The organism is Pseudomonas sp. NFPP02, from assembly GCF_900119355.1.
GTDB classification, from domain to species: Bacteria; Pseudomonadota; Gammaproteobacteria; order Pseudomonadales; family Pseudomonadaceae; genus Aquipseudomonas; species Aquipseudomonas paracarnis.
Genome location: NZ_FPJI01000017.1, coordinates 123,893 through 136,247, shown reverse-complemented (window position 1 = coordinate 136,247; position 12,355 = coordinate 123,893). Strand labels below are relative to the sequence as shown.

Here is a 12,355-nt window from a genome sequence, read left to right as displayed (position 1 = left end):
TCGCGCAGGCGCGTGATGATGGCCATCAAGCGGTCGATTTCCCGCGCCGAGAGGCTACTGGTCGGCTCGTCAAAGGCGATCACATGGGCGCCACGGGACAGCGCCTTGGCGATTTCCACCAATTGGCGCTGGCCCAGGGACAGGCGCCCGAGTTTCTCGTCGGGGTCGATTTCATCGGCCAGGCCCTTGAGGCAGGCCAGGGCCTGCTTGCGCAGCAGGCTCCGGTTGACCACGCCAAAGCGCGTGGGCAAATGCCCGAGGAACAGGTTCTCGGCCACGCTCATTTCCGGCACCAGATGTAGCTCCTGGTGAATCACCGCCACACCGCTGGCGATGCTGTCGGCGGCGCATTTGAAGGCCATGGTCTGCGCGCCGATCTGCACCGTACCGCTGGACGGAATGTAGGCGCCGCCGAGGATTTTCAGCAGGGTCGACTTGCCTGCGCCGTTCTCACCCATCAGCGCGTGCACCTGCCCGGGGTGGGCGGTGAAGCAAATGCCATCCAGCGCCTTGACCCCGGGAAAGGTCTTGCCGATGCCTTCAAACCGCAGGGCCGAAGCGGTCATTTCCACAGCCCGATCTTGGTCAGTTCCGCCTGGAAGTTTTCACGGGTAATCAGCGTCACTTCGTCCATGGCCGTGTATTTCGGCGGCTCGGTGCCCTGGGTAACCCACTCGTACATCATCTCAGCGGTTTTGTAGCCTTCAATGTGCGGGCTGGGCAGCATCGAGCCGAAGAAGCCGCTGTTGGCTTTCTTCAATTCGCCGATGGCGTCGGTGCCATTGATGCCGATACCAATCACATTGGCTGCGGCGAAACCGGCACTTTCGGTGGCGCGCACGCCGCCGAGCACGGTGTTGTCGTTCATGCCGCCGATGATCAGGTTCTTCGCGCTACCCGGCAGCTTGACCAGTGCCGAGTTGGTGGCGTCCATGCTGCCTGGCACGTCGAGGGTTTTCAGCGGGGCGGTGAGGATGTGATCTTTAGGAATGCCAGCCTCTTCCAGCGACTTGATCGAGCCGTCGGTGCGCTTCTTGCCGGTGTCGAGCTCGTTGAAGGTGTTGATCACCGCGTAGGTGTCCTTCCAGTCCCAACCACGTTTTTTCGCTTCGGCGGCCATGGCGGCGCCCTGCTTCTGGCCTACCTCAAACGCGGCCATGCCCAGGTACGGCACGTCTTCCATGAAGTTGCCCTTGGCATCGACAAAGCGATCATCCACGGCCATCACTTTCAAACCGTTGACCTTGGCCTTGGCAACGATAGCCGGGCCCAGGGACACGTCCGGCGGGCAGATCACGAAGCCTTTGGCGCCGTTGGCGGCCAGGCTGTCGATGGCCGAGAGGGTTTTCTCGCCGTCCGGCACCGCGATCTTGATGAGTTTGAAGCCTTTGTCCTGGGCGGCTTTTTCCGCAAACGCCCACTCCGTCTGGAACCAGGGCTCTTCGGCCTGCTTGACCAAGAAACCGATTTTCACTTCTTCAGCGGCCAGCAACAGGCCGCTCAAGCTCATGGCCGAGACCGCCACAGCGGCGCAGCACAGGGAACGCAAACCACGACGACGATTCATAGGGGTGACTCCTTGTTGTTGTTTTTTTTCAATGTTCGTTTTGTGTACGGGTACTGTTGTGGCGAGGGAGCTTGCTCCCGCTGGGGTGCGCAGCGCCCCCCAAAAAAAGCCGGCTCCAGCTGCGCTGTCGAACGGGAGCAAGCTCCCTCGCCACAACAGCGCGTTTGGTTTATCCGGCGAAGCGGTGACAGGGCTTGCCTGGCACGTCGACCTCAATGGCCAATACCGCACCATCAAGGGGGTGATCCAAGGGACTCGCCGCGCTGGTGATGTACAGCGTGGTGAGCTCGGGCCCACCGAACACGCAACTGGTGGGACGGCTAACCGGTAGTTCGATGATGCGATCCACCTCACCTGAAGGCGTTAGCCGCAGCAGGCAACTGCCATCCCAGCGCGCGTTCCAGATGTAGCCTTCGGCGTCCATGGCCGAGCCATCCGGCCCGCCGCGTGTGTGCGGCCCGAACCAGGCCTGGGCGGCGCCGAGTTGGCCGTCAGCCTGGATCGAATGCTGATAGAGCGTACCGTCCATGCTGTCGCCGAAATGCACCTGGCTGCCCGCCTCGTTCCAAAGCAAGGTGTTGGGAATGCCCAGGCCCGCCAACAACGGCGTGACCCGCGCATCGGCATCGATGCGAAACAAGCCACCGGAGCGCCGGGTAATCGGCAGGTCTTCGCCCTGCTCGCCTATGTTGTTCTGCATGGTGCCCAACCACAGCCGGCCCTGGGCATCGCAGCGTGCTTCATTGCCGCGGTTGCCCGTTTGCGGGTCGGCTACGCACAGCAGGGTCAAGGCTTCGGTGGCCAGGTCCAGGCGATACACACCGCTGCTCAAGGTCACCAGCGCATCACCGCTTTGACAGGGGATGAACGCCGAGACGTGCTCAGGCAATTGCCACACCTGCAACTGCCCCCCCATCAGACGCAGCGCCTGGCGGGCGGCGATATCCACCCAATACAGGGCCTGGGTCGGTACATCCCAGAACGGCCCTTCGCCCAACCGGGCACGGTGCGGGGTGACTGCGCTCAACGACATGAAGCCTCCTGATCAGTTACAGCGATTCGCGCGATGGCGTGCCATTTACCAGGCGCTGAATACGCAAGGGGTTGGCGTTTTTCAACGCGTCGGGCAGCAGGCTATCAGGGTAGTTCTGGAAGCACACCGGGCGCAGGAAACGGTCGATAGCCAAAGTGCCGACCGAGGTGCCACGGGCGTCGGAAGTCGCCGGATACGGCCCGCCGTGAACCATGGAATCGCACACCTCCACGCCAGTGGGGTAACCGTTGAGCAGGATGCGCCCGACTTTCTGTTCCAGCAGGGGCGTGAGTTCGGCGAACTGGTGCAGGTCGGTCGGTTCGCCGATTAGCGTGGCGGTCAATTGCCCGTGCAGCCCCTGCAGGGCGGCGCTGAGTTGGGCCTGATCGGCCACTTCGACGAACACCGTGGTGGGGCCGAATACTTCTTCCTGGAGCACTTCATCGCCGTCAATCAACAGACGTACATCCGCCTTGAACAGTTGCGGTTGCGCCTGGTTGCCCGATTGCGCGCTGCCCGCCAGATGCTGGATGCCCGGGTGAGACCGGAGTTTTTCCAGGCCCTTGCCGTAGCTGCCCAGGGTGCCGGCATTCAGCATGGTTTGCGCCGGTTGTTCACCGATCAATTGCGCGACCTGCTGAGTGAACGCGGTGAACGCAGGCGAGGCGATACCGATCACCAGGCCTGGGTTGGTGCAGAACTGGCCGCAGCCTTGTACCACCGACGCGGTCAGGTCACGGGCAATGCTTTCAGCGCGGGCTTGCAGCGCCTGGGGCAGCACGATCACGGGGTTGATGCTCGACATCTCGGCAAATACCGGGATCGGTTGCGGGCGCGCCGCGGCCATGTCGCAGAGGGCGCGGCCGCCTTTGAGCGAGCCGGTAAAGCCTACCGCCTGGATCGCCGGATGCTTGACCAGCGCCTCACCGACGCCGCCGCCAAAGATCATATTGAACACGCCAGCCGGCATCTCGGTGGCCTCGGCAGCACGAATGATCGCATCGGCCACGCGCTCGGCGGTCGCCATGTGCCCACTGTGGGCCTTGAACACCACCGGGCAGCCGGCGGCCAGCGCGGCAGCGGTGTCGCCGCCAGCCGTGGAAAATGCCAGGGGGAAGTTGCTGGCGCCGAACACCGCCACCGGGCCGAGGCCGATACGGTATTGGCGCAGGTCCGGGCGCGGCAGCGGCTGGCGCTCTGGCAGGGCCTTGTCGATACGCGCGCCGTAGAAGTCACCACGGCGCAGCACGGTGGCGAACAAGCGCATCTGGCCGCTGGTGCGCCCGCGTTCGCCTTTGATGCGTGCGGCCGGCAAGGCGGTTTCGCGGCAGACCAGTTCGACGAAGTCATCGCCCAAGGCGTCCAGCGCATCGGCCACCGCATCCAGGAACTGCGCACGCCGTGCGGCGCTCAAGGCGCGATAGGCTGGGTTAGCCTGTGCCGCGGCCTGGGCGGCGGCGTCCACTTCCTGGGCGGTGGCCTGGTAGAAATCCTGGGGCAAGGCTTCGCCGGTGGTAGCGTCGATGCTTTGCAGCTTGATGCTGCCGTTGGCGCTGCGCTGGCCGCCGATGTAGTTGTGGCCGAGGAACGGGGTCATGTTGATCTCCTTAAAGGGGGGTGACTTGGCCGGGTTCAAATGCCGCATCGCTGCTGCCGATACCGTTGATCAACGGCGCGCCGAATTCAGCCTGGCTGATCTCGAACACATCGCCCGGCTGGGTACGTATACCCTCGGCGAATGACAAGGTGGCGGTGCCGAAGAAGTGAATGTGCACATCGCCCGGCTTGAGGAACTGGCTGTATTTGAAGTGGTGGTATTCGAGGTTTTCCAGGCTGTGGCACATATTGGCCTCGCCACTGAGGAATTCGTTCTGCCAGATGACCTCGCCGTTGCGCAGAATGCGGCTGGTGCCCGCCAGATGCTCGGGCAGTTCGCCCACGCGCAACTCCGGGCCATAGCTGCAATTGCGCAGCTTGGAATGGGCCAGGTACAGGTAGTTCTTGCGCTCCATCACATGGTCGGAGAACTCGTTGCCCACCGCAAAGCCCAGGCGATAGGGTTTACGGTCATGGCCGATCACATAGAGGCCGCCGATTTCCGGTTCTTCGCCGGCGTCTTCGGCGAACGGCGGCACCGGGAACGCCTGGCCCGGGCGCACGACGATGCTGCCATCGCCTTTGTAGAACCACTCTGGTTGCACACCGGCCTGGCCGGCGCCTGGTTTGCCGCCCTCCACGCCCCATTTGAAGATGCGCATGGTGTCGGTCATCGCGCTGTCGTCGCCGGCCTGCTGGTGCATCTTGTCGCGGGCCGAGGCACTGCCCAGGTGGGTGAGGCCAGTGCCGCTGATCAGCATATGGGCCGGGTCCGGATGGTCCAGCGGCGGCAGGATTTTGTGTTCCGCCAACAAGGCGGCGTAGTCATGGCTGCCGCCCAGGCCGAGGGCTTCTACCTGTTGCTGCAACTTGCCGCCGGCATCGATGGCGGCCAGCGCGAGTTCACGCACGCTGTGGGCGCCGCGCACTTCGCGTACCTGGTTGCCTTCTACCACGCCGACGCGGCGCTCACCGTTGCTCAACTCGAACTGAACTAAACGCATGCAGGTTCTCCTGGATTTAAGTGCGTGTGGCGCCACGGGCGCTGGCGGCGAATTGGTCGACGGGCAGCACGTGCTTGCGTTCCAACAAGCGGTAGACCACGAGGGTCAGCAGCAAGCCGAACACCATCACACCGGATAAGAAATACAAGCCTGAGGCCAGATTGCCGGTGTACTCCTTGAGCGCACCGATCACGAACGGGCCGATGTAACCGCCGAGGTTGCCCACCGAGTTGATCAAGGCAATACCGGCCGCCGCACTGGCGCCGGCAAAGAAGCGCCCCGGCAGCGTCCAGAACACGGCGGTGCAGGAAAACATGGCAAACGCCGCCAGGCACAGCGCGGCCATTTGCAGCACTGGCACCGTGAGCCAGGCGCTGCAGAACAGGCCGATGGCGCCCAGTACATAGAGCACGGCGAGATGGCCGTAACGGTCGTTCAAGCGGTCGGAACTGCGCGGGATGATCAACAGGCCGATGATGCCGAAGATATAGGGCACGGCGGAGATGAAACCGGTTGTGAGGTCGCTGCCGCCAAACTGCTTGATCAGGGTCGGCAGCCACAAGCCGAGGCCGTAGATACTCAGGGTCACCGGCAGGTAGAACAGCGCCAGCAGCAACACGCGCTTGTCCTTGAGCGCATGCAAGGGGTTGCCATGGCGCGTCTGGCCGTAGGCTTGCAGGTCTTTGTGCAGCTCGCCGGTGAGCCAGGCTTTTTCTTCCTCGCTCATCCAGTTGACCTTCTGGGGGCCGTCCGGCAGGTAACGCAGCACCGGCCAGGTCAGCAGGATCGCCGGGGTGCCGATCACGATGAACAGCCACTGCCAGCCATGCAGGCCAAGGATGCCGTCCATGCCGAGCAAACCGCCGGACACCGGGCCGGTGATCATCATTGCAATAGGTTGGGAGAGGATGAACAGCCCGAGGATCTTGCCGCGATGGCGCACCGGGAACCACTGGGTGATGTAGTACAGCACGCCGGGAAAGAAGCCCGCCTCCGCCGCGCCCAGCAGAAAGCGCATCACATAGAAGCTGTGCGGCCCCTGCACGAAGGCCATGCCGATGGTGATGGCGCCCCAGGTGATCATGATGCGCGCAAACCAGCGCCGCGCGCCGAAGCGGTCGAGCATCAGGTTGCTGGGAATTTCAAACAGGAAATAGCCAATGAAGAACAACCCGGCACCGAGGCCATACGCGGCGTCACCGATGCCCACGTCAGCGCCCATGTGCAGCTTGGCGAAGCCCACGGCGGAACGGTCCACGTAGGCGATCAGGTACAGCAGGATCAGGAAGGGAATCAGTTTCAGCGTGATGCGCCGAATAAGCCGCAGTTCCTGGCTCATGGGGGTCGATCTCCGATTGTTGTTTTTATAGAAGCTCGGGGGACGCCTCTGACGAAATCCGTCAGGGCCATACCTCAGTTGAACTCGACTATATAGTATGACTATTTGCAAAACAACACTTCCAAAGCGGCGATTTTGCGCTTATGTTTAAGCACGCATAGAACATATAGTCATACAATAAGAGAATCGATCATGCCTGACAAAAAGCCCGGCCTACGCTCTGCCCAGTGGTTTGGTACCGCCGACAAAAACGGCTTCATGTACCGCAGTTGGATGAAGAACCAGGGCATTGCCGACCATCAGTTCCATGGCAAGCCGATCATCGGCATCTGTAACACCTGGTCGGAGCTGACCCCGTGCAACGCGCATTTCCGCCAGATCGCCGAGCACGTCAAGCGTGGCGTGATCGAGGCCGGTGGCTTTCCGGTGGAGTTCCCGGTGTTTTCCAATGGCGAATCCAACCTGCGCCCTACCGCCATGCTCACTCGCAACCTGGCGAGCATGGATGTGGAAGAAGCGATTCGCGGCAATCCGATTGACGGTGTGGTGCTGCTGACCGGCTGCGACAAGACCACCCCGGCGCTGCTGATGGGCGCGGCCAGTTGTGATGTGCCGGCCATCGTCGTCACCGGCGGACCGATGCTCAACGGCAAGCACAAGGGCCAGGACATCGGCTCGGGGACGGTGGTGTGGCAGCTCAGCGAACAGGTCAAGGCCGGCACCATCACCCTGGATGACTTCCTCGCGGCCGAGGGCGGCATGTCGCGTTCGGCGGGCACCTGCAACACCATGGGCACGGCCTCGACCATGGCCTGCATGGCCGAGGCGCTGGGCACTTCCCTGCCCCACAACGCGGCGATTCCGGCGGTGGATGCACGCCGCTATGTATTGGCGCACATGTCGGGCATGCGCGCCGTGGAGATGGTGCGTGAAGACTTGAAGCTGTCGAAGATCCTCACCAAGGAGGCGTTCGAAAACGCTATCCGCGTGAACGCGGCCATCGGCGGCTCGACCAACGCCGTGATCCACTTGAAAGCCATCGCTGGGCGCATCGGCGTCGAACTCGACCTGGATGACTGGACCCGCATCGGCCGCGGCATGCCGACCATCGTCGACCTGCAGCCCTCCGGACGCTTTCTGATGGAAGAGTTCTACTACGCCGGCGGCCTGCCCGCGGTGCTGCGTCGCCTGGGTGAGGCCAACCTGATCCCCCACCCGAACGCCTTGACGGTCAACGGCAAGTCCCTGGGCGAGAACACCCAGGATTCGCCGATCTACGGCCAGGACGAAGTGATCCGCACCCTGGACAACCCGATCCGCGCCGACGGCGGCATCTGCGTGCTGCGTGGCAACCTCGCGCCCCTGGGCGCGGTGCTCAAGCCTTCGGCAGCGAGCCCCGAACTGATGCAACACCGTGGCCGCGCCGTGGTGTTCGAGAACTTCGACATGTACAAGGCACGCATCAACGACCCGGAGCTGGACGTGGATGCCAACTCGATCCTGGTCATGAAGAACTGCGGCCCCAAGGGTTACCCCGGCATGGCCGAAGTCGGCAACATGGGCCTGCCTGCCAAGCTGCTGGCCCAGGGCGTGACGGACATGGTGCGCATTTCCGATGCGCGCATGAGCGGCACCGCCTACGGCACCGTGGTGTTGCACGTGGCACCGGAAGCCGCCGCCGGCGGGCCGTTGGCGACAGTGAAGGAAGGTGACTGGATCGAACTCGATTGCGCCAATGGCCGCCTGCACCTGGACATTCCAGATGCCGAGCTGGCAGCGCGCATGGCCGACCTGCCCCCCGCGCAAAACCTCATTGTCGGCGGCTATCGCCAGCTGTACATCGACCATGTGTTGCAGGCCGACCAAGGCTGTGACTTTGACTTCCTGGTGGGCTGTCGCGGGGCAGAAGTCCCACGGCATTCCCACTAATTGGGATGCTATGATGCGGCGAATCTAAGCCAGAGCCTCCCCGTCGTTATGGATCACCAGCCGCCCAAGCCGCGCAAGAGCCAGCATGCCCAGATCGTTCAGGACTTGGGCATGCACATCGTTTCCGGTCGCTTCAAGCCTGAAGAACGCTTGCCCATGGAAGCCACGCTGTGCGAGGAATACCAGGTCAGCCGCTCGGTATTGCGCGAAGCCACGCGGGTGCTCAGCGCCAAGGGCCTGGTGTACTCCAAGCCACGGGTGGGCGCGGTGGTACGGCCACGCTTGAAATGGCACCTGCTCGACCCGGACGTGCTGTCCTGGTTGATGCAGTCCACGCCCCACAGCGAGTTCTTCAACACCCTGGCCGGGGTGCGCCGCATCCTCGAACCGGAAATCGCCGCCATGGCCGCGACCACCGCCACCGACGAAGACATCGCCACCATCGAACAAGCCTACCAAGGCATGGAAACCGCCAAGACCCACGAGGACCTGTTACAGGCCGACCTGGACTTCCACCGCGCGATTGCCGACGCCACCCGCAACGACCTGCTCGCCTATATGTGCAACATGCTCTCGCTGCCGTTGCGCGAGTCGATCAACATCACCAACCGCCGTCCGGATATCCAGGGCCTGAGTCTGCCTCGGCACAAAGCGATCCTCACGGCGATCCAGAACCGCGACGCCCTGGGTGCGCGGCATGCGTCGCTGGTGCAACTGGATGACACGCGGGTGGCGCTGGATACGGTGATGAACGTGTTGACGCCGTTGTGAGCCCGCGTCATTCCTGACTGTTATTGTTGGCCCTGGGGCAGGTGTTATCACCCTCTTTTTTCAGCGCCAGCACGGCCTGGCGCTCGGACAGCAAGTGAGTGATGGCGCCGCCGATCGCAGCGGAAATCAACGCCAAGGCTTCTTTAGGCAGATTGATCGCCGCCCAGGTCAACCCACCAATCAGCAAGATGACAAACAGGATATTGAAACGTGACACGCCGAGTTTTATCGAGCGGACGATATCGGACGTGTCCTGCATTTTCTCGAAGCGTTTAAGGTCTTCGAACTTGCGCACCGATTCCAGGGTTTCCAGGTAATGGGTTTCGGCCCGCTTCAATTTCTTGATCACATCGGCTTCGAGCATGACCTCCTCTATCTCGATCCTGACCAGGCTGATATTGGCGCCTGGACGGCCTAGAATTTCCGAACTCAGCGAACTTTCGGCCAGCTCGGCCAGCAGATAGGTATAGGAGGTTTCGCTGATCTCCTTGGCATATTTTTGCAAGGCTGACGTGTAGCACTTGGTGGCGTATCGGGTGAACAGACGCTCGGCATCGTTGGTCTTTTTGATCAGGTCTTCAGCTTTCTCGATCAGTTCCCGTTCCATTTTTAATATCCCTATTAAGCGTGGCTTCGAAAAGCAATGAGCGCCGACCGCTGCGCTGGCACGTTACGAGCAAACATCCCTCGATCGCCCGCCAGTGTCTACTGTCAAACCTGACAGGGAAGCTGATGCAGGCCCCTGTGGCGAGGGAGCTTGCTCCCGCGACGGCCTGCCAGCCGACGCATATCCACCTGACGCGCCGCATTCCAAATGTGGGGTGTCAGGTAGAGAAGTGTCGGCTGGCAGGCCGTCTTCGCAGGCAAGCCAGCTCCCACAGTTGGAATGCGGCGTGTCAGGTAGATAGGCGCCGTGGCGGGAGCAAGCTCCTTCGCCACAGGCCCTGCGTGGTACCGCAGCTGTTCATCACAGGGTGTAGGCGATGCCCACCTGCACAGTTCGCGGTGCACCGGGGTAGGCGTAGATATTGCCGAACGCGCCTTCTTCATATTCGCGGTTGAACAGGTTCTTCACATCCAGGTTCAAGCGCACACGCTCATTGACCTTGTAGTAACCGAGCAGGTCGACCACGGTATAGGCGTCCATGGAGAATGCCGTATTGGCGGTCTGGCCGGCGCGTTGGTCGACGTACTTGCCGCCGGCGCCCAGGCCCAGGCCTTTGAGCGCGCCGTCCTGGAACTCGTAGACGTTGAGCAGGCTGAAACTGTTGCGCGGGATGTTCATCAAGCGAGTGCCGGAGCGCAGAGTGTTATCACGGGTAACTTCCGCATCTACGTAAGCGTAGCCGCCGATCACGCGCCATTCGGGCGTGAGGTTGCCTGCCACATTGAGGTCGAAGCCCCGACTGCGCACCTGGCCGGCCGCGACACTGAAGGTATTGTCCACGGGATCGGTGGTCAGCACGTTCTTCTTCTCGATCTGATAGATCGCCGCATCCACGCTCAACTGCCGGTCCAGCGCCTCCCACTTGATACCCATCTCGTAGGACTTGCCTTTCTCCGGCGCAAAACCACCGCCTTCGCGGCTGGCGCCGGTGTTGGGCTTGAACGAACGCGCAGCATCGGCATAGACCGCGACGGTGTCGGTGAGGTCGTAGATCACACCCACGCGTGGGGTGACGGCGTTGTCGGCGGCCTGCCAGCTTTTACCAACATAGTTCTGGTAATCATGCTCGAAACGCTCGAAGCGAGCACCGGCCAGCACTTTCAGACGTTCAGTGAGAGCAACCTGGTCCTGTACAAAAGCGGCGTAGGTCTTGAGGTTTTCTTTGTCGTGGGTCGGCGTACGGGTCAGTGCCGGACGGGGTTGACCGTACACCGGGTCAAAGATGTCAATGGGATAGGTACCCGCTGCGGCGCTGGAACGCTGGATAATCGACTTGTAGTCGTAGTCCTCGTACTCGATACCGGTGAGCAAGGTGTGATCGAAGCCCCCAGTGGAGAAGTGCCCGGTCAGGTTGAGCTGATAGTCCTTGTCGGTCCATTCCAGCTTGCGGTAGTTGAAGTTGCGTTGCAGGGTGCGGCCATCAGCGCCCAGGCTGCCCGGCCCGTTGGCTTCGATGGCATTGCCTTTCAAACTGCCGTCCAACCACTGGAAACCGCCGCCCAGGGTCCAGTTGTCGCTCAGTGCATGCTCGAAACGCAACTGCGCCATGTTGTTGTCGTTGTGCAGCTTGCCGGCGTCCTTGTCGCCCCAGAACGTATCACGCGAGGGCGTGCCGCGCTGGTTGGGGAAGCGCGTCAGGCCACGGTCCAGCGGGTGGTTGTTGCGCATGAAGTCGCCTTCGAAGGTCACCTTGGTGTCATCGGTGGCCTGCCAGGTGATCACCGGCGTCACGCCGTAGCGTTCCGTCTCGACGTGATCGCGGAAGGTCTCGCCGCCCTCGCCCACTACGTTCAGGCGATAGGCCAGGCGGCCTTCCTCGTCCAGCGGGCCGGAGGCATCCAGGGTACCGCGCTTCATGCCCTGGTCATTGAGCTGGCTGCCCAGGGTGACGGTGCGTTCGGCCAGCGGTTGCTTGGACACCACGTTGAAGGTGCCGCCTGGGTCGCCACGGCCGTAGAGCATGGTCGCGGGGCCGCGCAGTACTTCCAGACGCTCGATGGTGTTGGCGTCCGGCATGTTCGGGTAACCGCGGTTGATCGGGAAACCGTTGCGGTAGAACTCACCGGTGGTGAAGCCGCGCACGGTAAAGGTGGTCAGGCCCTGGCCGCCGAAATTGTTGGCACGGCCCACGCCGCCGGCGTAATCAAGGGCATCCTGCAAGCGCGTTGCACCGAGGTCTTCGACCACGTCCTTGGACACTACGCTGATGGACTGCGGGGTTTCATGAATGGCGGTGTCGGTGCGCGTCGCACTGGCTGAGCGTGTGGCGTGGTAGCCCTGCACGGGGCCTTGGGCCGACTCAAGGTCCGCGGTGGCGGTGACATTGGTCGCTTGCAGCTCGATACTGGTGTTCTCGGCAGGCACCTGCTCTGCCCACGCGAAGGGGGAAAACGCCTGGAGCACACAGATGGAAATCAGGGTACGACGCATGGGTGTAAAACCTAGTGAA

The 12,355-nt window shown here is 62.3% G+C and carries 10 protein-coding genes; 2 read left to right on the top strand and 8 right to left on the bottom strand.

Going from position 1 to position 12,355, the window contains the following annotated elements; genetic code table 11:
• The 6 genes from BT204_RS24635 to BT204_RS24610 all read right to left on the bottom strand — a co-directional run.
• A partial coding sequence (locus BT204_RS24635; protein WP_139271544.1) for an ATP-binding cassette domain-containing protein occupies window positions 1-566 on the bottom strand: 566 nt, incomplete at its 3' end.
• Complete coding sequence (locus BT204_RS24630; RefSeq protein ID WP_057977070.1) at window positions 563-1,567, bottom strand: substrate-binding domain-containing protein; 1,005 nt, start codon at window positions 1,565-1,567, stop codon at window positions 563-565. The genes BT204_RS24630 and BT204_RS24635, both read right to left, overlap by 4 nt.
• Before the next feature lie 169 nt (window positions 1,568-1,736).
• Entirely contained in the window at window positions 1,737-2,600 is an 864-nt protein-coding gene (locus tag BT204_RS24625; protein ID WP_054895664.1) for an SMP-30/gluconolactonase/LRE family protein, read from the bottom strand.
• A 16-nt stretch (window positions 2,601-2,616) separates the two neighbouring features.
• Window positions 2,617-4,197, bottom strand: a complete 1,581-nt coding sequence (locus tag BT204_RS24620; protein WP_072448551.1) for an aldehyde dehydrogenase (NADP(+)) — start codon at window positions 4,195-4,197, stop codon at window positions 2,617-2,619.
• Window positions 4,198-4,207: 10 nt separating this feature from the next.
• The gene (gene araD1 / locus BT204_RS24615; RefSeq protein ID WP_072448549.1) at window positions 4,208-5,200 is read right to left on the bottom strand and encodes an AraD1 family protein; all 993 of its coding nucleotides are present in this window, start codon (window positions 5,198-5,200) and stop codon (window positions 4,208-4,210) included.
• A gap of 16 nt (window positions 5,201-5,216) precedes the next feature.
• Window positions 5,217-6,539: an MFS transporter gene (locus BT204_RS24610; RefSeq protein WP_003190554.1), complete on the bottom strand. Its 1,323-nt coding sequence runs from the start codon at window positions 6,537-6,539 to the stop codon at window positions 5,217-5,219.
• Window positions 6,540-6,731: 192 nt separating this feature from the next.
• On the opposite strand from BT204_RS24610, the gene BT204_RS24605 reads away from it, so the two are divergent.
• On the top strand, window positions 6,732-8,468 hold the full coding sequence (locus tag BT204_RS24605) for an IlvD/Edd family dehydratase (RefSeq protein ID WP_019817288.1): 1,737 nt from the start codon (window positions 6,732-6,734) through the stop codon (window positions 8,466-8,468).
• A gap of 48 nt (window positions 8,469-8,516) precedes the next feature.
• Complete coding sequence (locus tag BT204_RS24600) at window positions 8,517-9,239, top strand: FadR/GntR family transcriptional regulator (protein ID WP_034126739.1); 723 nt, start codon at window positions 8,517-8,519, stop codon at window positions 9,237-9,239.
• A gap of 7 nt (window positions 9,240-9,246) precedes the next feature.
• Here BT204_RS24600 and BT204_RS24595 read toward each other — a convergent pair whose 3' ends face one another.
• Entirely contained in the window at window positions 9,247-9,846 is a 600-nt protein-coding gene (locus tag BT204_RS24595) for a hypothetical protein (RefSeq protein ID WP_034126738.1), read from the bottom strand.
• Between the two features lie 360 nt (window positions 9,847-10,206).
• Window positions 10,207-12,336 (bottom strand): TonB-dependent siderophore receptor, encoded by a 2,130-nt coding sequence (locus BT204_RS24590; protein WP_072448547.1) that lies wholly within the window; start codon window positions 12,334-12,336, stop codon window positions 10,207-10,209.
• Between the last annotated feature and the right edge of the window lie 19 nt (window positions 12,337-12,355).